The organism is Micromonospora yangpuensis (assembly GCF_900091615.1).
In the GTDB taxonomy this organism is placed as follows: domain Bacteria; phylum Actinomycetota; class Actinomycetes; order Mycobacteriales; family Micromonosporaceae; genus Micromonospora; species Micromonospora yangpuensis.
In genome coordinates, this window is the sequence record NZ_FMIA01000002.1 from 5565694 (window position 1) to 5589004 (window position 23311).

The following is a 23311-nucleotide window of genomic DNA, read 5'->3' on the forward strand; positions in this document are numbered from 1 at the left end:
TTCGGTAGAGAGGGTCACCCCGCTCACCGCAGCCCGTTAACAAGGGGCCCTTCCTTGCAGAGGGGGCGGGGTCAGCTGGTTTCGCCGGCGACGCTGAAGGAGCGCAGCCGGTCCACCGCCAGCACCGTGAAGCCCACGCTGACCAGGGCGGTCATCACCGCCGCCACCGGTACGGAGACGGTGGTGGAGAGCAGTTCGGTGGGGGCCAGCCGGTCGGCCAGGGCGATCACCCAGTGCTGCACCGAGAGCACCCGGGTGCCGGTGACCATGCTGCCGAGCAGCCCCTCCCAGATCAGCACGTAGACCAGGCCGAGCAGCACCGGCCGGCGGGTGACCAGGCTCAACGCCAGGAACAACGCCGAGTACGCCAGCGCGCCGAGCGCCGCCGCGGCGACCAGCCCCAGGCCGAGGCGTACCGAGTGGGCGAGCACCCCCGCGACGTAGAGCGGCACGGCGACGGTGGCCGCGCTGACCCCGGTGGCCACCGCCAGCTTCGGCAGCACGATCTGCCAGCGGGGCAGCGGCTTGGTGAGGATGTGCACCACCGTGCCGTCGTCGATCTCGGCGCCGAGCACGCCGGTGCCGACGATCAGGGCGACCACCGGCAGCACCACGGCCAGGCCGAGGCCGACCAGCACCGGCGGACCCCACTGGCCCGGGTCCACCTTGAGCACCCGGGAGATGATGGCGAGCGTCACCACCAGCAGGGGCAGGGGCAACAGCAGCAGGAAACGACGCCGGCCGAACAGCCCGCGTACGGTGATCCAGGAAACGGTCGACACGACTCTCAGGCCTCCACCAGGTAGGAGAAGACGCTCTCCAGGGACTCGTCCTCGGGCAGCAACGCCCGGACCCGGACCCCCCGGTCCAGGGCGATCTTCGGCAGTACGCGGGTGAACGCGCCGTAGTCGCCGGCCCGCACGGTCAGTCCGGTACGGTCCAGCTCGACGCCGGTGACCGACGGCTCGGCCATCAACGCCACGGCCAGCGCCCGGTCGTCGGTGGAGCGGATGACGAAGACGTGCGGACGGTTGGTCATCAGCCGGCGGATGGTCCGGAAGTCCCCGGAGGCGGCCAGCCGGCCGGCGACCATCACCTGCACCGTGCCGGAGACCTGCTCGACCTCCTCCAGGATGTGCGAGCTGAACAGGATCGTCCGGCCGGCGTCACCGAGGCGGTGCAGCAGCTGCATCATGTGCAGGCGCTGCCGGGGGTCCATCCCGTTGAACGGCTCGTCCAGCAGCAGCACCTGCGGGTCGTGTACCAACGCGGCGGCGACCCGGGCCCGTTGCCGCATGCCCTTGGAGTACGTGCCGATCCGCCGGTCCTGCGCGCCGGCCAGCTCGACCAGGTCGATCGCCCGTCGGGCGGCGGCGGCCGGATCGGGCAGCCCGTGCAGCTTGGCGCTGGCCAGCACGAACTCGGACGCGGTGAGGAAGGTGTGCACCGCCTCCCGTTCGCTGACCAGCCCGAGCCGCCGGTAGACCTCCGGGTTGCGCCAGGTAGGCGCCCCGTCGAGGGTCAACGTGCCGCGCGACGGGGCGAGGAAGCCGGCCATCATGTGCAGCAGGGTGGTCTTGCCCGCCCCGTTGGGGCCGAGCAGTCCGGTCACCCCCGGCCCGAGGCTCATCGTGACGTCGTTGACGGCGACCACGTTGCCGTACCAGCGGGAGACCCCGGCGAGGTCCAGGGTGCTCACCCTGGTCGCCGGTGGGGCCTCGGCGCTGGTCGTCCCGACCGCGCTGGTCGTGCTCATCGGCTGGCCACCTTCCGGTATCGCGTCAGGAGCAGGGCGACGGCGGCGGCCACCAGCGCGACCGCGGCGACGGCGTAGACCGGGCCGAAGTCGCCGATCGGCGGGCCGCCCTGCCCCGGCGGGAAGAGCAGGTCGCCCAGGGCCCAGGCACCGGTTCCGGAGACCAGGGTCGACGGCGAGGCGAGCAGGGCCAACTCGTTCACCGTCTGCGACGGCATGATCGACAGGATGCCGACGACCGGGGTGGTCATCAGGAAGACCGCCACGATCCCACCGGCGGCGAAGGCCCGCTTGCTGGTCAGCGAGGCCACCAGCAGCCCGATCGAGGCGAACACCGCCGCCCAGAGCCCGGCGTAGAGCAGGCCGGGCAGCAGGTCGAGCAGCTCGTTCCAGACCCCGCGCATCCCCTCGCCGGTGGTGAAGGCCGCGCCGAGGAACATCAGCAGCTGCGGCCCGCCGAGCAACAGCCAGAGCGCGGTGGCCAGGGCCAGCAGCTTCGCCAGCGCGTAGTCCGAGCGGGGAAGTGGGCGGGAGAAGTACAGCGGCAGCACGCCGCTGCCCAGGTCGCGGGAGACCAGCTCGGGGGCGACCACCGCCACGAAGAAGATGACCAGCCAGCTCATCGAGTCGGCGAACTGCGCGTAGGTCATCACCACCTCGCCGAGCTGGGACCGGATCGCGGTGAGCCCGGCGGCGACGACCGTCACCGCCCCGACCACCAGCCAGGGGAAGATCTTGGCCTTGGCGCTGCGGCCCAGCCCGAACGCCGTACGCAGGCCGTGCAGGTAGAGCGCGCCGAAGACGTGCCGGCGACCCAGTCGGGGGCCGGTGTACCGCTGGTAGCCGATGTCGTGGATGACGCCGGTCGGCTCAGACATGGCTGGGCTCCCTCGGGGCGAACAGCTCGGCCACCCGGTGCCGGCGCTGGTCCAGCCGGTGCAGTGGCAGGTCCAGCTCGGCGACCGTGCCGAGGATGAGGTCGTAGGTGCGCTCGTCGGTGAGCGGGACCAGCAGCATCCGGCCGTCCCGGGTCACCGTCAGGTCGAGTTCGGCCAGGCGGGCGGCCAGGTTCTCGGTGCCCTCGCTGACCTCGACCGCGAGCACGTCGGTGGCCGAGGTCATCGCGGTGATGTGATCGGCGCGCAGCAGCCGACCGCCGTCGATGGCGATCAGCGTGTCGCAGATCCGTTCCACCTCACCCAGCAGGTGCGAGCAGACCAGCACCGAGATGCCGAACTCGGTGCCGATCCGGTGGATCAGGGCGAGCATGGCGTCCCGGCCGGCCGGGTCGAGGCCGTTGGTCGGCTCGTCGAGCAGCAGCAGGTCCGGGTCGTGCACCAGGGCCTGGGCGAGCTTGACCCGCTGTTTCATGCCGGTGGAGTAGCCGCCGACCGGGCGGTACCGCTCCTCGTAGAGGCCGACGTGGCGCAGCGCCTCGGAGGCCCGTTCCCGGGCGACCGTGCGCGGCAGGCCGCTGATCCGGCCGAGGTGGGTGACCAGCTCGGCGGCGGTGAGGTCCGGCGGCAGGGCGTCGTGCTCGGGCATGTAGCCGACCCGGGCCCGTACCGCGGCCGGGTCGGTGGTCGGGTCGCGGCCCAGCACCCGGACCTGCCCGCTGGTGGGTTCGAGCAGGCCGAGCAGGATCTTGATCAGGGTGGACTTGCCGGCGCCGTTGGCGCCGACCAGGCCGATGATCCCCGGCTCGACCGCGACGGTCAGGTCGGCCAACGCGGTGACCCGGCCCCCGTACGTCTTGGTCAGCGACTCGGTCGCGATCAGTGTCACGCCGCTCAGCCTAGGAAGTCGATGCCTTGGTCGGTATCGGGAACACGATCGGGGATGCCCCTGATTCTTCCAGGGGTACCGGCCCCGGGGGACGATTCCGCCCGGCCGCACGTCGGGCGGTGCCGGTGACCTGCCAGGATCACCCAGGTCGGCCACGCACGGGTCGGCCGGGCGATGCTGCTCTCGACCGATCGCCGGTCGGCTGAGAAACTGTGTGCCGGTCAGGGAGTGAGGGGTGCGGATGAGCAACGGGTGGGTGCTGCCCGACGAGGTGCTTCGGGACGCGCCGGCGTACACGCCGCGTCCGGGGGAGCTGGCGGACCTGGAGTTGTTGCTCACCGGGGCCTACGCACCGCTGACCGGCTTCATGACCCGGGCCGACCTGGTCTCGTTGAGCCGCCGGGGCCGGCTCGCCGACGGCACGTCGTGGCCGGTGCCGGTGACGTTGCAGATCCCGGCGGCGCTCGCCGCGGGGCTGGACGGCGTCGACCCGGCGCACCGCGCACTGGTGCTCACCGACGCCGAGGGCGCGCCGGTCGCGGCGCTGGACGTCACCGACGTCTGGACGGTACGCGACCAGGTGGCCGGCGTCGGCGGCACCGTGCGTCGGCTCGGCGACGGCGGCAGCGGCCCGTTCCAGCGGCTGCGCCGCAACCCCGAGGAGGTACGCGGACTGCTGCCCCCGGGCCGGGTGCTGGGGGTGGTCGCCGACCGGCCGCTGCACCGGCCCCAGTTGGCCCAGATCGCCCACGCCGCGCGGACCCTCGGCGCGCACCTGCTGGTGCTGATCCCGGTCAACGAGCAGCTCACCGGCGGTCTGCCCCCGGAGGCGCTGGTGCGCAGCATCTTCGCCGCCCGGGACCGGATGCCCCCGGCGACGCTGATCGCGGTGCCGCTGGCCCGCCGCCGCGACGAGATCAGCGACGCCCTGCTGCGGGCCCGGGTGGCCGCCGCGTACGGCGTCACCCACCTGCTCTCCACCGGCGAGTCGCTCTCCGGCGCCGGACTGCGGGTGCTGGTGCCCCGGGAGCTGGCCTACGACAACCGGGACGGCCAGTGGCGGTGGCGCGACGACATCCCGCCCCGCAACCGTCGACTGGCGTTGAGCCAGCAGGAGATCGACGACCTGCTGGACCGGGGTTTCCCGCTACCGGAATGGCACACCCCGCCGGCGGTGGCCAAGGAGCTGGTCCGGGCCCGCCCGCCGCGCCGGCACCGGGGGCTGGTGGTCTTCTTCACCGGCTTCTCCGGCTCCGGCAAGTCCACGATCGCCCGGGGCCTGGCCGATGCGCTGCGCGAGCAGGGCGACCGGACGGTGACCCTGCTGGACGGGGACGTGGTGCGCCGGGAACTGTCCGCCGGGCTGACCTTCAGCAAGGCCGACCGGGATCTCAACGTACGCCGGATCGGCTGGGTGGCCGCGGAGATCGCCCGGCACCGGGGGGTGGCGATCTGCTGCCCGATCGCCCCTTACGAGCAGGCTCGCGCCACCGCCCGGGAGATGGCCCTGACCGCCGGCGCGGGTTTCCTGTTGATCCACGTCGCCACCCCGCTGGAGGTCTGCGAGCAACGCGACCGCAAGGGTCTGTACGCCCGGGCCCGGGCCGGTCTGCTCACCGGGATGACCGGCATCGACGACCCGTACGAGCCGCCGACCGACGCCGAACTGGTCCTCGACACCTCCAACGGGACGGTGGAGGACGCGGTGCAGGCGGTCATGCACCTGCTGACCGAGACCGGTTGGGTGGAGCCCCGCCTGCAACCGGCCTGATCCCCGACCACGACGCAAGGGACAACTGAGTGAGGCGTACGAGCATCGAACTGGCCGATGGCCGGGAGCTGATCTACTTCGACGAGCGGGACGACGCGGTCCGGGACCAGCCGGACCGGCGGGAGCTGCCCGCTGTCCCGCCCGCCGCCCAACTCCGCCACGACCCGCTGACCGACGAGTGGGTGGCCATCGCCGCACACCGACAGAGCCGCACCTTCCTACCCCCGGCCGACCAGTGTCCGCTCTGCCCCTCCACGCCCGAGCGGCTCAGCGAGATCCCGGCACCGGCGTACGACGTGGCGGTCTTCGAGAACCGCTTCCCGGCCTTCGGTCAGCGGGTGGCCGACGAGCCCGCCGAGATCACCGCGTTCACCCCGGTCCGGCCGGGTCGGGGGCGGTGCGAGGTGGTCTGCTTCACCGACGACCACCAGATGTCCTTCGCCGAGTTGTCACCGGGACGGGTCCGGACCGTCCTGGACGCCCTCGCCGACCGGACCACCGTCCTGGGTGCGCTGCCCGGGGTGGAGCAGGTGTTCTGCTTCGAGAACCGGGGGGTGGAGATCGGCGTCACCCTGCACCACCCGCACGGGCAGATCTACGGCTACCCGTTCCTGCCGCCGCGTACCCGGTCCCTGCTGGCCGCCGCGCGTCGGCACGCCGAGCGCACCGGTGGCGGCAACCTCTACGCCGACGTGCTCGCCGCGGAACGCGCCGCCGGCGACCGGGTGGTCGCCGCCAACGACCACTGGACCGCGTACGTCCCGGCGGCGGCCCGGTGGCCGTTCGAGGTGCACGTCGCGCCGCACCGGGCGGTACCGGACCTACCGGCGCTGAGCGACGCCGAGCGGGACGCCTTCGGGCCGCTCTACCTGGAGCTGCTGGGCCGCCTCGACCGGCTCTTCGACCGGCCCATGCCGTACATCTCGGCCTGGCACCAGGCTCCCGTACACGAGGGGCGGGAGCTGGCGCACCTGCACCTGCAGCTGTTCAGCAACCGGCGGGCGGCGGACAAACTCAAGTACCTGGCCGGCTCCGAGTCGGCGATGGGCGTCTTCCTCAACGACATCACCCCCGAACAAGCCGCCACCCTCCTCCGCGGGTAAGGAAGGGCCCCCTGTTAACGCATACGGTCGAGAAGGGTCCCCTTCTCACCGCAGCGGCCACCGCCAGCGGCCACCGCAGCGGCCACCGCGGCCGCCAGCGGCCACCACGGCCAGCGTCACGGGCGGGCAGGGGCGCACGGGCGGACACGGGCGGACAGGGGCCGCACGGGCGGGGGGCAGGCCGGGAACAGGGCGCGGGGGGCCCGGGACAGGGCCCCCCGCAGGGAAGGGACGGCTGGCTGTACTCGACAGCCGGGAAGGCTGGCTGTCCGGCACGCACGCCGTGCGGCGACCGCGGTCAACCTTCCTGGACGCGACTGGCATCACGTCCATCCCGCTCAACGACCTACCGCCAGCACGGTGACGCCGGCGGCATCCCGCCGACATCGTCCGCCAGCGCATCGGCCCGACCCGCAGAAGCGTCGACCGCGTCCGCCGGAACGGCGACCAGCCTGCCGGAGGCCGGCCGACCGTCACACCCAGAGGCCGGCCGACCGTCACACCCAGAGGCCGGCTGACCGTCACGCCCAGAGGCCGGCTGACCGTCACGTCCGGGGGCCGGCTGAGGTTGCCGGAGCCGGCCATCGGCACGACGCCCCCGCCCCGCGCGCCGTCACCATCGGACCCCGCGACGAACAGGAGCCCGCCGGCAGCGTGCCGACGGGCTCCGGGAACGAGCGGTACGGGAGATCAGGCGAGCCGACGGGCCAGGTTCTCGTCGAGCGCGTTCATGAACTCGTCGGTGGTCAGCCACGGGGCGTCCCGGGAGATCAGCAGCGCCAGGTCCTTGGTCATCTGGCCGCCCTCGACGGTGTCGACGATCACCTGCTCCAGGGTGTCGGCGAACTCGGTGACCGCCGGGGTGCCGTCCAGCTTGCCCCGGTGGGCCAGGCCCCGGGTCCAGGCGTAGATCGAGGCGATCGGGTTGGTCGAGGTCTTCTCGCCCTTCTGGTACTGCCGGTAGTGCCGGGTGACGGTGCCGTGGGCGGCCTCGGCCTCGACGGTACGGCCGTCCGGGGAGAGCAGGACCGAGGTCATCAGGCCGAGCGAGCCGAAGCCCTGGGCGACCGTGTCGGACTGCACGTCACCGTCGTAGTTCTTGCAGGCCCAGACGTACCCGCCCTCCCACTTGAGCGCGGCGGCGACCATGTCGTCGATCAGCCGGTGCTCGTAGGTGATGCCGGCGGCGTCGAACTCGCTCTTGAACTCGCTCTCGAACACCTCGGCGAAGAGATCCTTGAACCGACCGTCGTACGCCTTGAGGATGGTGTTCTTGGTCGACAGGTAGACCGGGTAGCCCCGGTCGAGGCCGTACCGGAACGAGGCACGGGCGAAGTCCCGGATCGACTCGTCGTAGTTGTACATGCCCATCGCGATGCCGCCACCGGGGAAGTTGGCGACCTCCATCTCGACCGGCGCGGAACCGTCGGCCGGGGTGTAGGTGATGGTCACCGTGCCCGGGCCGGGAACGACGAAGTCGCTGGCCTTGTACTGGTCACCGTGGGCGTGCCGGCCGATGATGATCGGCTTGGTCCAGCCCGGGACGAGCCTCGGTACGTTGGACATGATGATCGGCTCGCGGAAGACGACGCCGCCGAGGATGTTACGGATGGTGCCGTTCGGCGACCGCCACATCTTCTTCAGGCCGAACTCCTCCACCCGGGCCTCGTCCGGGGTGATGGTGGCGCACTTGACGCCGACGCCGTGCTCCTTGATGGCGTTGGCGGCGTCGACGGTGACCTGGTCGTCGGTGGCGTCGCGGTGCTGGATCGAGAGGTCGTAGTAGTGCAGGTCGACGTCGAGGTAGGGCAGGATCAGCTGCTCCCGGATCTGCTTCCAGATGATCCGGGTCATCTCGTCGCCGTCGAGCTCCACGACCGGGTTGTTTACCTTGATCTTCGCCATCGACCGGCGCTCCTCTCGGGGGTCACGTGCTCTAGCAGTACGAGCGTACTGGAAGTTGTCCGGGACCACCGAGCGGGCCTCGCCCCGGAGGAGAAGAGGGGCGACCGGCATCGCCGATCGCCCCTTTCGCAACTGGTGCCCAGGTCACATGTTGGCGACGTCACCCTGCTTGGCACGGACCGCCTCGGCGGCCTCCTTCAGGCTGGCCAGCTCGTCGGCGTCCAGGTCGGTCTCGACGACCCGCTTGACGCCCTCGGCCCCGATCGCCGCCTCGACGCCCAGGTAGACGCCGGAGATGCCGTACTCGCCGTCGACCCAGGCGCAGACCGGCATGACCTCGCCGGAGTCCTCCGCGACCGCCTTGGCCATCCGGGCGGCGGCGGCCGACGGGGCGTAGTACGCCGAGCCGGTCTTGAGCAGCGCCACCACCTCGGCGCCGCCGTTGCGGGTCTTGACGACCAGCTCCTCGATCTGCTCGGCCGGCATCGCCTCACGCAGCGGCCTGCCGTTCACGGTGCTCTTCGACGGCACCGGCACCATGGTGTCGCCGTGCGAACCGAGGGTCAGCGTCTTCACCGACTTCACCGGTACGTCCAGCGCCTCGGCGACGAAGTTGCTGAACCGGGCGGTGTCCAGCATGCCGGCCTGGCCGAGCACCCGGTTGCGCGGGAACTGGGTGGCCAGCTGGGCCAGCGCGGTCATCTCGTCGAGCGGGTTCGACACCACGATGACGACGGCGTTCGGTGCGTACTTGGCGACGTTCTCGGAGACCTGCCGCACGATCTTGGCGTTGGTCTCCAGCAGGTCCATCCGGCTCATGCCCGGCTTACGCGGCAGGCCGGCGGTGATCACCACCACGTCCGAGCCCTCGATGGCCTCGTACCCCTCGCCGTTGGGGCCGGTGGTGGCGCCGACCAGCTTGGTCTCGAAACCCTCGATCGCCCGCGACTGGTTGAGGTCCAGTGCGAGACCGGCGGGCTTGCCCTCCACGATGTCGGTGATCACGACGGTGTCGAAGACGTCGTACTCGGCCAGGCGCTGTGCGGTGGTGGAGCCGTAGAATCCTGCCCCGACGACAGTGACCTTCTTACCCATGGGTCGTCCCACTCCCTGTTACCAGTCGGTTTTCCGGACCGTATCAGTCATCGTGGCACCCAGCAGGCCGGGGCGGACGCAAACGAGATCGTCGGCACCGGCCAGCGTGGGTTAACAAGGGGCCCTTCCTATACCAAAAGCGTTAAGAAGGGGCCCTTCCTTACCGCTCGGCGCGTTCTACGACGTTGGTGAGGAGCATGGCGCGGGTCATCGGGCCGACGCCGCCGGGCATCGGCACCACCGCGGCGGCGGTCTGGGCCACCTCCGGGTCCACGTCGCCGGTGTAGCGGCCCTTGCCGTCCGAGCCGATCACCCGGGTGATGCCGACGTCGACCACCACCGCGTCCGGGTTGATCATGTCCGAGGTGAGCAGGCCGGGCACACCGGCCGCCACGACGACCACGTCCGCCGCCCGGGTGTGCGCGGCGAGGTCCAGGGTGCCGGTGTGGCAGAGGGTCACCGTGGCGTTCTCGCTGCGCCGGGTGAGCAGCAGCCCGAGCGGCCGGCCGACGGTGTTGCCCCGGCCGACCACCGCCACGTTCGCACCCCGCAGCGGTACGTCGTACCGGCGCAGCAGCTCGACGACGCCGCGTGGGGTGCAGGGCAACGGGCCGTCGTACCCGAGCACCAGCCGCCCCAGGTTGACCGGGTGCAGCCCGTCGGCGTCCTTGTCCGGGTCGATCGACTCCAGCACCCGCTGGGTGTCCAGGTGAGCCGGGAGCGGAAGCTGGACGATGTAGCCGTGGCAGGCCGGGTCGGCGTTCAGCTCGGCCACCACCGCGTCGACCTGCTCCTGGGTGGCGTCGGCGGGCAACTCCCGGCGGATCGAGGCGATGCCCACCTCGGCGCAGTCCCGGTGCTTGCCGTCGACGTACGCCTGGGAGCCCGGATCCGCGCCGACCAGGACCGTACCCAGTCCGGGGGTGATGCCGCGTTCGGCGAGCGCCTTCACCCGCGTCCGCAGCTCATCCTTGATCGTCGCCGCTGTGGCCTTGCCGTCCAGTACCTTCGCCGTCACGTCCCGATCGTCTCACGTCCGGTGGGCCGCGCCGCGCGGACCCGGACCCACCACCGGGTGCCACGCACCCGGGACTGACCGCCGCCGGCAGGAGCAGGCGGCGACGGCCCGGGGCGGATTCCGCCCCGGGCCATCGACACCGGTCGAGGTCAGTGGAAGAAGTGCCGGGTGCCGGTGAGGTACATGGTGAGGCCGGCCTCCTTCGCGGCGGCCACCACCTCCTCGTCGCGGATCGAGCCGCCGGGCTGCACCACCGCACGGACCCCGGCGTCGGCGAGGATCTTCAGCCCGTCGGCGAACGGGAAGAAGGCGTCCGAGGCGGCCACCGAACCGCGGGCCCGCTCGGCCCCGGCCCGGCTGACCGCCAGGTGTGCCGAGTCGACCCGGTTGACCTGGCCCATGCCCACCCCGACGGTTGCCCCGTCGGCGGCGAGCAGGATCGCGTTGCTCTTCACCGACCGCACCGCCCGCCAGGCGAAGACGAGGTCACGCAGCAGCGCCTCGTCGGCCGCCTCGCCGGTGGCCAGCCGCCAGCTCGCCGGGTCGTCGCCGGGGGCGTCCACCCGGTCGGCCAGCTGCACCAGCAGCCCGCCGCTCACCTGCCGCCACTCGGCCGCCGGCGGTTGCCAGGCCGGGGCGCGCAGCAGCCGCAGGTTCTTCTTGGCCCGCAGTACGTCGACCGCCTCGGGAGCGAACTCCGGGGCCACCACGACCTCGGTGAAGATCTCCGAGATCTGCTCGGCCAGCTCGACGGTGACCGCCCGGTTCACCGCGATCACCCCGCCGAAGGCGCTCAGCGGGTCGCAGGCGTGCGCCTTGCGGTGCGCCTCGGCCACGTCCGCGCCGACCGCGATGCCGCACGGGTTGGCGTGCTTGATGATCGCCACCGCCGGCTGGTCGGCGAAGTCGTTCGCCGCCCGCCAGGCCGCGTCGGCGTCGACGTAGTTGTTGTACGACATCTCCTTGCCGTGCAGCTGCTCGGCCTGGGCCAGCCCGGCCGGAGCGTCCGGGTCGGTGTAGAGCGCCGCCGCCTGGTGCGGGTTCTCCCCGTAACGCAGGGTCCGGTCGGCGTGCAGCCCCAGCCCGGTGAAGGCGGGCCACTCCTGCTCGGCCGGGGCCAGCTGCGCCGCGCACCAGTTCGCCACCGCGATGTCGTACTCGGCGATGTCGGCGAAGGCGCGGGCGGCCAGCGCCCGGCGCTGGGTCAGGGTGAAGCCACCATCGCCGAGCGCGGCCAGCACCGCCGGGTACGCCGACGGGTCGGTGACCACCGCGACCGAGGCGTGGTTCTTGGCCGCGGCCCGGACCATCGCCGGACCACCGATGTCGATCTGCTCGACACACTCCTCGACGCTGGCCCCGGAGGCGACCGTGGCCTGGAACGGGTAGAGGTTGGAGACCAGCAGGTCGATCCCCGCGATGCCGTGCTCGTCGAGCTGACCTGCGTGGCTGGGCTTGCGCAGGTCGGCGAGGAGCCCGCCGTGGATCTTCGGGTGCAGGGTCTTCACCCGCCCGTCGAGGATCTCCGGGAAGCCGGTCACCGTCTCCACGGCGGTCACCGGTACGCCGGCGGCCGAGATCGTCGCCGCGGTGCTGCCGGTCGAGACGAGCTCCACCCCCGCGTCGTGCAGGGCGCGGGCCAGCTCCGCCAACCCGGACTTGTCGTAGACGCTTACCAGCGCCCGCCGAAGGGGGCGGCGTTCGTCCGCAGTGGCACTCACGGCACAGTGACCTTTCTTCCGGTGATCGTCCAACCATCACGGACCAGCCGACCGACCTGTTCGACGAGCTGGCGCCGTTCGGCTTCCTTGATGCGCTCGGTGAGCGTCTCCTCGTCGTCGTCGTCGAGCACCGGCACCGCGACCTGGGCGACGATCGGACCGGTGTCCATGCCGGCGTCGACGAAGAAGAGGGTGGCCCCGGTGACCTTGACGCCGTAGGCGAGGGCGTCCCGGGGGCCGTGGATGCCGGGGAACGCCGGCAGCAGGGTGTTGTGCGTGTTCAGGTAGCGGTCGCCGAAGGCGGCCAGGAACCGCGGGCCGACCAGCTTGAGGAAACCGGCCGAGACGACCAGGTCGGGGCGGTGCCGGGCGACCTGGTCGGTGAGCGCGGCGTCCCAGTCCTCACGGGTGGGGTGGTCCTTCACCCGCTCGACGAAGCTCGGCACCCCGGCCGTGGCGGCCCGGTCCAGGCCGGCGATGCCGTCCCGGTCGGCGCCGACGGCGACCACCCGGGCGCCGTACGCCGGGTCGGCTCCCGCGTCCAGCAGCGCCTGCAGGTTGCTGCCGGAACCGGAGACGAGGACGACGACGCGGGCGGCGGAGCCGGGGTCGGTCACGCGGGCGGCGAACGCGGGGGCGGTCGCCCGGGGGGCGGACGCGGGGTCGGTCACGCGGCCACCCTATCGGTCCGGCGAGCAGGTCCATCAGCTGGGCGGTGTCCGGTTCGTGGCCGGTGAATGTCGCCCCCACCAGGTACGCTGCCGCTCGCCCGGTCTTCGACAAGCGCCCGGTCACCTGCCGGGCGGCGGCCCCGGCGGCCCGGCACGATCAGGAGTCAGCGCACGGTCATGTTTTCCCGGTCGATCGGGTACTGACAGATCGGTTCCACCGACCGACAGCGATCCAGCCAAGGAGCGAATCCGACATGCAGCCCGGCAACCCCGGCCAGGACCCGTACGGCCAGCAGCCCAGCTCGGGCCAGCCGTACGGTCAACAGCCCACCTCGGGCCAGCCCTACGGCCAGCAGCCCACCTCGGGCCAGCCCTACGGCCAGCAGCCCACCTCGGGCCAGCCCTACGGCCAGCAGCCCGATCCGTACGCGCCGCCGCCGCAGGCCCCCTACGGTCAGCAGGACCCGTACGGCCAGCAGCCCCCGTACGGCCCGGGCCCCACCCACCCCAACGCCGGGTACCCGCAGCCGTCGGGGCAGAACAACACCCTGGGTCTGATCGCGATGATCCTCGGTATCGCCTCGATCCCGCTGGCCTGCTGCTACCTGGGCATCCCGCTGGGCATCGCCGGCCTGGTCACCGGTTTCCTCGGCAAGCAGAAGGCCGACCAGGGCCAGGCCAGCAACGGCGGCCAGGCCAAGACCGGTCTGATCTGCGGTGGGGTCGGTGTCGTGCTGGGCATCCTGCAGATCATCGCGATCGTGGTGCTCAACGTGAACCCGACGAGCGGGGTCTGAGCGTCCGACACCCGCGGGGGCGTTTCCGGCTGGCCCGGGGGCGCCCCTGCGTCGTACTAACGGGTAAGGGTGCGGGCCGCGGCGGCACCGAGCAGGGCACCGACCGCGACGACCGCCGTGGTCACCGCGGCCACCTGCCACGGCACCGGCCCGATCTCGGCCAACCTGCCGCCGCCCAACGAGCCGCCGGAGGCCACCGCGGCCAGGCCGAGCAGCGCCCCCGCCACCGGGCCGGCGAGCGCCGCCGGGCCGAGCAACGCCAGCCAACCGACCGGGGTACGGTCGTCGGCCGCCGCCCGCAGCACCCGGCGGGCCAGCAGCCAGCCGGCGGCCATCGCGGCGAGCACCGGCACCGCGAGCAACCCGGCCGCGAATCCGTCGACCGGCCCGCGCGGCAGCCCGGCCAGCAACGGTACGGCCGGCAGCGCGCCGACGGAGACCTCGCTGGTCCGCACGGCGGTGTCGGTGCCGACGGCGAACCCGGGACCGAGCAGGTAGCTGGTGGACCAGACCGTGGCGTTGGGCGCGTAGGCGAGGCTGACCAGGGTCACCCCGGCCTGCCCGGCCACCCCGGTCCGGTACGCCCCGATCATGTCGGCGGCGTCCCCACCACCGGTGGCCACGGCCAGGCCGCCCGCCCCGGCCCCCGCGCCGAGCAGCAGCACCCCGGCCACCAGGCCGGTCCGGATCCCGTCGCGCAGCACCGGGTGGGCCCGTTCGGCGAGCAGCGCGACGACGGCCGTGGTGCGTACCGCGCCGGCCAGGGCGGCCAGCGTGCCGAAGACGGCCAGGGTGCCGCCGGCCCGTACCGGCGACACGGTGAGCCCACCGGTGCCGGCGAGCAGCGCGGCGAGCACGCCCAGCAGGCCGTACCAGCTGCCCACCGCGACCGCCGCGGTGAGCGCCTGCCCCGGCGCGCGGGCGTTGCGGGCGCCGATCGCCCGGCTGGTGTGTACGCCCGCCCGGGCCAGCCGCCAGACCGCCAGCACGGTCAACGCCAGCGGGACCAGGCGCAGCGAACCGGTACCGGTCTCCAGGGGCACCCCGTGGCCGAGCAGCCAGCCGGCGAGCCCGGCGGAGAGCGCCTTGGTGACCGCGGCGGCGTCCTCGCTGAGCTGGGCCAGCCCGAGCACCAGCGCGACCGGCAGGTACGAGGTGAGCGCCGCCCAGCCGGCGGCGACCCCGGCGGCGACGACGAGCGGTGCCCGCCGTGGCCGCCCGCCAGCGGAACCGGATCCACCGGACCGGCCCGCCCCGCTCCTCGACGGCGCTCCGGCGGACCGGGGTGCCACGCCGGACCGGGCCCGGTCACCGGCACGGGGTACGCCACCGGAACGGGCGGCACCGGAACGGGCCGCATCGGAACGGGTGACGTCGGAACGGGCGGCATCGGAACGGGCCGCATCGGAACGGGCGGCGTCGGAACGGGTGGCGTCGGAACGGGTGGCGTCGGAGCGGGCGGCCGGCACCTGTCGGCCCCGACCGGCACGCTCGGTCGGCCGGGCACCGGCACCGGAGCCGGCGGGGCGGCGTGGCTGATCAGGGGGGACGGAGGACATCGCGTCTACTCTGGCATGCCGCGCCCGTACTGGCAGTCCGGTATCTCGGTGCGACGGTGGCGAGTTCCGGCGGGACCGGCCGGTACGGGGACGGTGGCGAGTTCGGCGAACCACCGGTACGGCGTACCGGATCCGGTTTAGCCTCGGCCCAGGACGCGACCGTCACCGTCGCGGCACCGACCGCTCGGAGGAAGCCGTGAACGCTCCGTACGCACCGCCACCGCCGGCCCCCGCAGGCCGCGACCGTACGATGCTCTATGGGATCCTGGGGATCGTCCTCGGCCTCATCTGCTGCGGCATCCTCGGCATCGTCCTCGGTTACCTCTCGATCCGCGACGCCAAGCGGTTCGGTCAGTCCCCGGTGCTCGGCTACCTGGCAATCGCCTTCGGCGTGATCAACATCATCGGCAGCGGCATCCTCCGGGCCACCGGGAACTACCCGTTCTGGAACGACTGAGGGAGCCGACCGCCGGTCGGCTCCCTCAGATGTCGTCCGGTCAGCGGGCGGACATGATCTCCCGCATCAGCTTGGCGGTCTCGGTAGGCGTCTTGCCGACCTTGACGCCGACCGCCTCCAGCGCCTCCTTCTTGGCGTCGGCGGTGCCCGCCGAGCCGGAGATGATCGCGCCGGCGTGCCCCATGGTCTTGCCGGGGGGCGCGGTGAAGCCGGCGATGTAGCCGACCACCGGCTTGGTCACGTTGGCCTTGATGAACTCGGCGGCCCGCTCCTCGGCGTCGCCGCCGATCTCACCGATCATCACGATGGCGTCGGTCTCCGGGTCGGCCTCGAAGGCCGCCAAAGCGTCGATGTGGGTGGTCCCGATGATCGGGTCACCGCCGATGCCGACGCAGGTGGAGAAGCCGATGTCCCGCAGCTCGTACATCATCTGGTAGGTGAGCGTGCCGCTCTTGCTGACCAGGCCGATGCGGCCGGCCGGCGTGATGTCGGCCGGGATGATGCCGGCGTTGGAGGCGCCCGGCGAGGCGATGCCGGGGCAGTTCGGACCGATGATCCGGGTCTGCTCGCCCTTGGCGACGTTGTACGCCCAGAAGGCGGCGGTGTCGTGCACCGGCACCCCCTCGGTGATCACCACGGCCAGGTCGATGCCGGCGTCGATCGCCTCGACCACCGCGGCCTTGGTGAACTGCGGCGGCACGAAGATGACCGTGACGTCGGCCCCGGTCTCCTTCATCGCGTCCGTGACGGAGGCGAAGACCGGCAGCTCGGTGCCGTCGAAGTCGACCGTGGTGCCGGCCTTGCGCGGGTTGACGCCGCCGACGACGGTGGTGCCCGCGGCGAGCATCCGCCGGGTGTGCTTGGAACCCTCGGAACCGGTCATCCCCTGGACGATGACCTTCGAGTCCTTGGTCAGCCAGATAGCCATTGTCAGACCCCCGCAGCTGCCAGCTCGGCGGCCCGCTCGGCCGCGCCGTCCATGGTGTCGACCCGCTGGATCAGCGGGTTGTTCGCGTCGTCGAGGATCGCCCGACCGGCCTCGGCGTTGTTGCCGTCGAGGCGGACCACGAGCGGCTTGGTCGCCTTCTCGCCGCGCTGCTCCAGCAGGGCCAGCGCCTGCACGATGCCGTTGGCCACCGCGTCGCACGCGGTGATGCCGCCGAAGACGTTGACGAAGACGCTCTTCACGGCGGGGTCGGAGAGCACGATCTCCAGGCCGTTGGCCATCACCTCGGCGCTCGCGCCACCGCCGATGTCGAGGAAGTTGGCCGGCTTGACGTTGCCGTGCCGCTCTCCGGCGTACGCGACCACGTCGAGCGTGGACATGACCAGCCCGGCGCCGTTGCCGATGATGCCGACCTCACCGTCGAGCTTGACGTAGTTGAGGTGCTTCTCCTTGGCGGCCTGCTCCAGCGGGTCCACCGCGGCCTGGTCGACCAGGGCCTCGTGGTCCGGGTGCCGGAAGGCGGCGTTCTCGTCCAGGGTGATCTTGGCGTCCAGCAGCAGCAGCTTGCCGTCCTTGGTGGTGGCCAGCGGGTTGACCTCGACCAGCGTGGCGTCCTCGGCGACGAAGGCCTTCCACAGCCCCACCGCGACCTCGACGACCTGGTCGGCGACCTCGGCCGGGAAGCCGGCGGCGGTGACGATCTCGCGCGCCTTGGCCTCGTCCACGCCCTTGACGGCGTCGATCGGGGCCTTCACCACCTTGTCCGGGGTGTCGGCCGCGACCTGCTCGATGTCCATCCCGCCGGCGACGCTGGCGATGCACAGGAAGGTGCGGTTCGCCCGGTCGAGCAGGTACGAGAAGTAGTACTCCTCGGCCACGTCCGCGGTCACGGTGATCATGACCTTGTGGACCGTGTGGCCCTTGATGTCCATGCCGAGGATGTCGGTGGACCGGTCCACCGTCTCCTGGGCGCCCTCGGCCAGCTTCACGCCGCCGGCCTTACCCCGGCCGCCGACCTTCACCTGCGCCTTGACGACCACGCGACCGCCGAGGCGTTCGGCGATCGCGTGGGCCTCTTCGGGGGTCGTGGCTACGCCGCCGGCGAGCACGGGCAACCCGTGCCGCTCGAACAGGTCCCGCCCCTGGTACTCGTACAGGTCCACGATTGCGCGTCCCGTCCCGTCTCCGCGGCGCGCCGTCGCGCCGCCACCAGCGTTGTGGAAAACATCTTGACGCCTGTCATCAGTTGAAACAGGCCATTGGGCGCAGCCTAGCGAGATGGACGACGTCGGCAACCGAGCGGGTACGCGTTGTGCCCTACTGCACACCGGCGTTGTTCGGCGTGGGTGCGTAACCCCTGATCGGGGGCGTCGTTGAGTCAGATGTCAGAACGCTGGAGCTCACCGAATTTCGGGGTTCACCGAACGGCGGTGCTCAGCGGGACGACGGGTGACGGCCGATGCCCTGTCGGTCGAGGGGTGGCGGCGGGGCATCGTGCATAGAGGGGCCGGGCGTGTGAGGGGTGCGCTCGGCCCCTCCCCCATGCGCTTTTCCAGGTCGGGGCCGATGGCTCAGCCGACCGGTTGGGCGACGTTCTGCCGGACCCACTCGACGATCGACGCGGTGGTCGCGCCCGGGGTGAAGATCTTGGCCACGCCGAGCCGCTCCAGCTCGGGCAGGTCGGCCTCCGGGATGATGCCGCCACCGAAGACGACGATGTCGCGCGCGTCGCGGGCGTCGAGCAACTCCAGCACCCGCCGGAAGAGCGTCATGTGCGCGCCGGAGAGGACGGAGAGGCCGACCGCGTCGGCGTCCTCCTGGATCGCGGTCTCCACGATCTGCTCCGGCGTCTGGTGCAGGCCGGTGTAGATGACCTCCATGCCGGCGTCCCGCAGGGCCCGGGCGACGACCTTGGCCCCCCGGTCGTGGCCGTCGAGGCCCGGCTTGGCGACGACGACCCGGATACGAGAGCTCATCAGCGCACACCTTTCACCGGTTCCGCGGCACTCACCTTAACGAACGGTAACCCGAGGGCCCCGGACCAGGAAATCCGGGCGGCCGACCGACCGTCCGGCGGGACGGCCGAGGTGGTGGCCGACCGGGCGGTCGATCCTCGCATTGCCCCGGGTGACGGCGAAAGAGACAAAGGGGTGGTGACGGTCACGCTGTGCGACAGACGGCGACAACGAGGGCGGTTGGTAAAGGTGACGAGATACCACACTAGCGGACGAATATGGACAGAAACCACCAAGGATTTCGGCGCTCCCGCTTGTGACTCCTCTGGCGGTTGGCTACCGTGTCCACGGTTGTCATCAGGTCTTAGGACGGGTGACGACGCGGAGCACCGACGTTCACGAGCCCCCGCTCGACCGCCGGTCGACCGCTTCGGATCCCCGACAACGGAGGGTGTGCGTGCGCCAGCGCCTGTCGTCTGAGCCCGATAGATATCGCGGTCGTCGCCGCGTACCCACCCCCCCACGCAGCCGCTACGCGGCCGTCGTCACCACCGCCTTCGTCGGCGCCGGTGTGGTGGCCCTCGGCGCGAGCGCGCTGCCGGACGCCAAGAGCGTCAGCCCGTCCGTGCTGGACGAGCTTCGTCAGTCCTCCGCCCTCAGTGAGGACCTGGCCGCCCGTGGTGAGTCCGCCGAGCGGGCCTCCCGCGACAGCGGCCGCGGCGGTGCCGACCAGGCCGCCGAGGAGGAGGTCTGGCTCCTGCCCCTGCAGGGCTACGACTTCAACTCCCCGTACGGCGTGCGCTGGGGCAAGCTGCACACCGGGGTGGACCTGGTCGCCCCCGAGGGCACCCCGTACGTCGCCATCCACGCCGGCAAGGTCACCAAGGCCGGCTGGTTCGGCGGGTACGGCCACGCGGTGATCGTCCAGCACGCCGACGGCAGCGAGGCGATCTACGGTCACTCCTCGGCGGTGAGCGTCAAGGAGGGCCAGCAGGTCAAGGCGGGCGACCAGCTCGGCCTGGTCGGCAACACCGGCCACTCCTACGGCTCCCACCTGCACCTGGAGGTGCATGTCAAGGGCGAGCCGCTCGACCCGGTGCCGTGGCTGCTGGAGCGCGGAGTGGACATCAAGCTGCAAATCGAGGCGTTCTACAGCGACGTGGCGAACTCCTGACGCTGCGTATCGACCGATGACCGCCCGGATCCGCGGATCCGGGCGGTTTTTCGTGGCCCGCAACCGAGCGATGTGTTCCCGGTCACTACGCCGAATGTGAGCAGCGACACGGTAACCCATGATCACTTATCGGGGCAGAAGCGTATTCACTCGGACATAGCCGGACGGCGACCGCTTACCCCCCGCCACTTCTCCCCCGCCCCGTACCCGGGACCGCTCCGCCCCAACCCCCAGTATTTCCCGGTCCACGCCCCCGACCGGGAAGGTCACCGCCATGCCGGAAGACACCCCCGTCCCGCACGACCAGCTCGACATCAACCCGGCCCGGCACCGGCGGCCCCGGTGGCATCCCGGTAACCGCTGGCTGATCACCGGAGCGGCCGCCCTGGTCGGCCTCGGCCTGACCGGCGTCGCGGTCACCGCCAACCGCGCCGACGAGCCGCAGCAGCCCACCGCAGTCGTGCTCGACGCCGACGCCCGCGCCGAGGCCGACGCCCGCGCCGACCGATCGGTACGCGAATCCGCTCCACCGGCCAGTCCCACGCCCAGCCCCACCACGGCCAGCCCGTCCCCGAGCGCCACGACGGCCGCCCCCTCGGCCAGCGCCAGCACCCCGGCCCCCACCCGCAAGGCCACCCGGAAGGCCACCGCCACGGCGAAGCCCAAGCCGGAGCCGACCCGGGCGAAGACCGCCAGCGCGCCGAAGCCCAGCTGGGTCAACCCGATGCCCGGGGCCTCCGTCACCTCCTGCTACGGACCGCGGTGGGGCGTCCTGCACGCCGGCATCGACCTGGCCGCGCCGGCCGGCACCCCGGTCCGGGCCGCCGCCGCCGGCACGGTCGTCAACGCCGGCTGGGACTTCGCCGGGTACGGCATCTCGGTGGTCCTCGACCACGGCAACGGCTACCTGACCCACTACGCCCACCTCAGCGAGGCGACGGTCGCCGTGGGAGCCTCGGTCGACGCCGGCCAGCGGATCGGCAGCGAGGGCTCGACCGGCGACTCCACCGGCCCGCACCTGCACTTCGAGGTACACCAGGGACAGTTGTGGAACCAGCTCGACCCCGCCCCGTTCATGCGCGAACGCGGCGTGGACCTCGGCTGCTGACCGTCGCGGGCCCGGCCCTCGACGGAGCGGTCAGAGCTTGTCGATCGGCGCGTGCCGGAGCACCAGCCAGATCTTCTGGTCACCGAAGTCGATCTGGGCTCGGGCACCCGCGCCGTGCCCCTCGACGGCGAGCACCCGGCCCAGGCCGTACCGCTGGTGGTTCACCCGGTCCCCGGTCGCGACCTTGGGGCCCTGGGGCAGCTCGCTGGCCGTGGCCAGCCGGCTGCCGTCGACCCCGAGCCGCTTGGCCAGCTGCGCCGCCTTCGGGGTGCCCCCGGCGAAGCCGCCGGTGCGCTCGCCGAAGCCGCCGGGGCGGTCCGCCCGGCCGCCGACCCCACCGCCGCCACCACCCCAGGCGGTGTACGACCCCTCGGTACGCTCCCAGCGGACCAGCTCCGGCGGCAGCTCCTCCAGGAACCTCGACGGCGGGTTGTAGGCCGGCTGACCCCAGGCCGACCGGGTCACCGCCCGGGACAGGTAGAGCCGCTGCCGGGCCCGGGTGATGCCGACGTACGCCAGCCGGCGCTCCTCCTCCAACTCCCGGGTGTCGCCCAGCGAGCGCAGGTGCGGGAAGACGCCGTCCTCCAGCCCGGTCAGGAAGACCACCGGGAACTCCAGCCCCTTGGCGGTGTGCAGGGTCATCAGGGTGACCACACCCTGGTGGGGGGTGTCGTCGTCGGCCTCGGTGCCCTCGGGCGGCTTGGGGATCTGGTCGGCGTCGGCGACCAGGGCGACCTGCTCCAGGAAACCGGCCAGGGTGGCCCGCTCGTCCTCGGCGCCGCTGGCCTCGACCCGCTCGGTGTACTCCCGGGCAACGCTCACCAGCTCCTGGAGGTTGTCCACCCGGCCGGCGTCCTGCGGGTCCAGGCTCTCCTCCAGCTCGGTCAGATAGCCCGAACGGGTGAGCACCGACTCCAGCACCTCCTCCGGGGTGCCGGTCTCGGCCAACTCCCGGGCGGCGTCGAGCAGGGCGACGAAGTCGGCGATGCCGTTGGCGGCCCGGCTGGAGATCCCCGGTGCCTCCCGGGCCCGGCGCAGCGCCGCGCCGAAGGAGATCCGGTCCCGGCCGGACAGCGCCTCCACGCACGCCTCGGCCCGGTCACCGATGCCCCGGCGTGGGGTGTTGAGCACCCGGCGCAGACTCACCGTGTCGTCGTCGTTGACCACCGCACGCAGGTACGCCAGCGCGTCGCGGACCTCCTTGCGCTCGTAGAAGCGCACCCCGCCGACCACCTTGTACGGCAGGCCGACCCGGATGAACACCTCCTCGAAGACCCGCGACTGGGCGTTGGTGCGGTAGAAGACGGCCACGTCACCGGGGCGGGCGGCGTGCTCGTCGACCAGTCGGTCGACCTCCCGCCCGACCCAGTCCGCCTCGGCGTGTTCGGTGTCGGCGACGTACCCGACGATCTGCTCGCCGGCCCCGGCGTCGCTCCACAGGCGCTTGGGCTTGCGGGAGGTGTTCCGGTCGATCACCGCGTTGGCCGCGCTCAGGATGGTCTGGGTGGAGCGGTAGTTCTGCTCCAGCAGGATCGTCCGGGCGTCGGTGAAGTCCCGCTCGAACTCCAGGATGTTGCGGATCGTCGCACCCCGGAACGCGTAGATCGACTGGTCGGCGTCGCCGACCACGCAGAGCTCGGCCGGCTCGATCCCCTCGGTGCCGGCGACCAGCTCCTTGATCAGGGTGTACTGGGCGTGGTTGGTGTCCTGGTACTCGTCGACCAGGACGTGCCGGAAACGGCGGCGGTAGCCCTCCGCGACGTGCGGGTGCGACTGGAGCAGGTGCACCGTCGTCATGATCAGATCGTCGAAGTCCAGCGCGTGCGCCTCACGCAGTCGCCGCTGGTAGAGCGTGTACGCCTCGGCGAGAGCCCGCTCGTTGGGGCCCTTGGCCCGCCCGGCGAACTCCTCCGGATCGACCAACTCGTTCTTGAGGTTGGAGACCTGGGCGGCCAGCCCGCGCGCCGGGTAACGCTTCGGGTCGAGATCCAACTCGCGGGTGACCAACTGCATCAGCCGCCGGGAGTCGTCGGCGTCGTAGATCGAGAAGGTCGACTTCAGGCCGGCGTGCTGGTGCTCGGCGCGCAGGATGCGTACGCAGGCGGAGTGGAAGGTGGAGACCCACATCAGCCGGGCGCGCGGACCGACCAGGTCGGTGACCCGTTCCTTCATCTCGCCGGCGGCCTTGTTGGTGAAGGTGATCGCGATGATCTCGCCGGGATGCACCTGGCGCGCGGCGAGCAGGTACGCGATCCGGTGGGTGAGCACCCGGGTCTTGCCCGACCCGGCCCCGGCCACGATCAACAGCGGTGAGCCGGCGTGCGTGACCGCGTCACGCTGGGGCCCGTTGAGGCCCTCGACCAGGGCCTGTGGATCAAGCCGGGCGGGCGGCCCGGACCGGCGCGGCGGCATGGGCTCGGGCGCTGGCGCGGACGGGGACGCGGGAATGTCGAAGAGAGGATGCATCGCACGGCGAGTCTATGCCGACCC

Annotated in this window: 20 protein-coding genes; 6 read left to right on the plus strand and 14 right to left on the minus strand. The window is 72.1% G+C overall.

Annotated elements, in window-relative coordinates; genetic code table 11:
* Positions 1–71: 71 nt before the first annotated feature.
* Genes GA0070617_RS25050 through GA0070617_RS25065 form a run of 4 tightly spaced genes read right to left on the minus strand, consistent with a single transcriptional unit; the run spans position 72 to position 3541 of the window.
* Positions 72–782, minus strand: a complete 711-nt coding sequence (locus tag GA0070617_RS25050; protein ID WP_091443547.1) for an ABC transporter permease — start codon at positions 780–782, stop codon at positions 72–74.
* A 5-nt stretch (positions 783–787) separates the two neighbouring features.
* A complete protein-coding gene (locus tag GA0070617_RS25055) occupies positions 788–1756 on the minus strand; it encodes an ABC transporter ATP-binding protein (RefSeq protein WP_091443550.1) in 969 nt (322 codons plus the stop codon).
* A complete protein-coding gene (locus tag GA0070617_RS25060) occupies positions 1753–2634 on the minus strand; it encodes an ABC transporter permease subunit (protein WP_091443553.1) in 882 nt (293 codons plus the stop codon). Before GA0070617_RS25060 ends, GA0070617_RS25055 begins: the two co-directional genes overlap by 4 nt.
* The gene (locus GA0070617_RS25065; protein ID WP_091443557.1) at positions 2627–3541 is read right to left on the minus strand and encodes an ABC transporter ATP-binding protein; all 915 of its coding nucleotides are present in this window, start codon (positions 3539–3541) and stop codon (positions 2627–2629) included. The genes GA0070617_RS25060 and GA0070617_RS25065 overlap by 8 nt, the downstream gene beginning before the upstream one ends.
* A gap of 241 nt (positions 3542–3782) precedes the next feature.
* Here GA0070617_RS25065 and cysC point away from each other — a divergent pair, with 241 nt between their 5' ends.
* Positions 3783–5312: an adenylyl-sulfate kinase gene (gene cysC, locus GA0070617_RS25070; protein ID WP_091443560.1), complete on the plus strand. Its 1530-nt coding sequence runs from the start codon at positions 3783–3785 to the stop codon at positions 5310–5312.
* A 29-nt stretch (positions 5313–5341) separates the two neighbouring features.
* Positions 5342–6415: a galactose-1-phosphate uridylyltransferase gene (galT, locus tag GA0070617_RS25075; RefSeq protein WP_091443563.1), complete on the plus strand. Its 1074-nt coding sequence runs from the start codon at positions 5342–5344 to the stop codon at positions 6413–6415.
* Positions 6416–7105: 690 nt separating this feature from the next.
* Here galT and GA0070617_RS25080 read toward each other — a convergent pair.
* From GA0070617_RS25080 to purN, 5 genes are all read right to left on the minus strand, one after another.
* A complete protein-coding gene (locus tag GA0070617_RS25080) occupies positions 7106–8320 on the minus strand; it encodes an NADP-dependent isocitrate dehydrogenase (RefSeq protein ID WP_091443566.1) in 1215 nt (404 codons plus the stop codon).
* A 144-nt stretch (positions 8321–8464) separates the two neighbouring features.
* Positions 8465–9415, minus strand: coding sequence for a malate dehydrogenase (locus GA0070617_RS25085; protein ID WP_091443568.1), 951 nt, complete (start codon positions 9413–9415; stop codon positions 8465–8467).
* Positions 9416–9575: 160 nt separating this feature from the next.
* Positions 9576–10433 carry a bifunctional methylenetetrahydrofolate dehydrogenase/methenyltetrahydrofolate cyclohydrolase gene (locus tag GA0070617_RS25090; protein WP_091443571.1) on the minus strand — a complete coding sequence of 286 codons (858 nt, stop codon included), beginning with the start codon at positions 10431–10433 and terminating at the stop codon, positions 9576–9578.
* A 149-nt stretch (positions 10434–10582) separates the two neighbouring features.
* Entirely contained in the window at positions 10583–12154 is a 1572-nt protein-coding gene (gene purH, locus GA0070617_RS25095) for a bifunctional phosphoribosylaminoimidazolecarboxamide formyltransferase/IMP cyclohydrolase (RefSeq protein WP_091443575.1), read from the minus strand.
* Positions 12151–12771: a phosphoribosylglycinamide formyltransferase gene (gene purN / locus GA0070617_RS25100; RefSeq protein WP_091447327.1), complete on the minus strand. Its 621-nt coding sequence runs from the start codon at positions 12769–12771 to the stop codon at positions 12151–12153. Before purN ends, purH begins: the two co-directional genes overlap by 4 nt.
* A gap of 308 nt (positions 12772–13079) precedes the next feature.
* Here purN and GA0070617_RS25105 point away from each other — a divergent pair, with 308 nt between their 5' ends.
* A complete protein-coding gene (locus GA0070617_RS25105) occupies positions 13080–13622 on the plus strand; it encodes a DUF4190 domain-containing protein (RefSeq protein WP_091443578.1) in 543 nt (180 codons plus the stop codon).
* 56 nt (positions 13623–13678) lie between these two features.
* Here GA0070617_RS25105 and GA0070617_RS25110 read toward each other — a convergent pair whose 3' ends face one another.
* The gene (locus tag GA0070617_RS25110) at positions 13679–15181 is read right to left on the minus strand and encodes a cell division protein PerM (protein WP_229688559.1); all 1503 of its coding nucleotides are present in this window, start codon (positions 15179–15181) and stop codon (positions 13679–13681) included.
* A 196-nt stretch (positions 15182–15377) separates the two neighbouring features.
* Here GA0070617_RS25110 and GA0070617_RS25115 point away from each other — a divergent pair, with 196 nt between their 5' ends.
* Positions 15378–15638: a hypothetical protein gene (locus GA0070617_RS25115; RefSeq protein WP_091443582.1), complete on the plus strand. Its 261-nt coding sequence runs from the start codon at positions 15378–15380 to the stop codon at positions 15636–15638.
* 40 nt (positions 15639–15678) lie between these two features.
* On the opposite strand, the gene sucD is transcribed toward GA0070617_RS25115, so the two are convergent.
* The 3 genes from sucD to icmB form a co-directional block, all read right to left on the minus strand.
* Positions 15679–16566, minus strand: a complete 888-nt coding sequence (gene sucD, locus GA0070617_RS25120; protein ID WP_091443586.1) for a succinate--CoA ligase subunit alpha — start codon at positions 16564–16566, stop codon at positions 15679–15681.
* Positions 16567–16568: 2 nt separating this feature from the next.
* The gene (gene sucC, locus GA0070617_RS25125; protein ID WP_091443589.1) at positions 16569–17747 is read right to left on the minus strand and encodes an ADP-forming succinate--CoA ligase subunit beta; all 1179 of its coding nucleotides are present in this window, start codon (positions 17745–17747) and stop codon (positions 16569–16571) included.
* A 408-nt stretch (positions 17748–18155) separates the two neighbouring features.
* Entirely contained in the window at positions 18156–18560 is a 405-nt protein-coding gene (gene icmB / locus GA0070617_RS25130; RefSeq protein ID WP_091443594.1) for a coenzyme B12-dependent isobutyryl CoA mutase small subunit, read from the minus strand.
* A gap of 436 nt (positions 18561–18996) precedes the next feature.
* On the opposite strand from icmB, the gene GA0070617_RS25135 reads away from it, so the two are divergent.
* Positions 18997–19713 carry a M23 family metallopeptidase gene (locus tag GA0070617_RS25135; protein WP_091443597.1) on the plus strand — a complete coding sequence of 239 codons (717 nt, stop codon included), beginning with the start codon at positions 18997–18999 and terminating at the stop codon, positions 19711–19713.
* A gap of 274 nt (positions 19714–19987) precedes the next feature.
* Positions 19988–20821 (plus strand): M23 family metallopeptidase, encoded by an 834-nt coding sequence (locus GA0070617_RS25140; protein WP_091443601.1) that lies wholly within the window; start codon positions 19988–19990, stop codon positions 20819–20821.
* A 30-nt stretch (positions 20822–20851) separates the two neighbouring features.
* On the opposite strand, the gene pcrA is transcribed toward GA0070617_RS25140, so the two are convergent.
* On the minus strand, positions 20852–23287 hold the full coding sequence (gene pcrA, locus GA0070617_RS25145) for a DNA helicase PcrA (RefSeq protein WP_091443604.1): 2436 nt from the start codon (positions 23285–23287) through the stop codon (positions 20852–20854).
* Between the last annotated feature and the right edge of the window lie 24 nt (positions 23288–23311).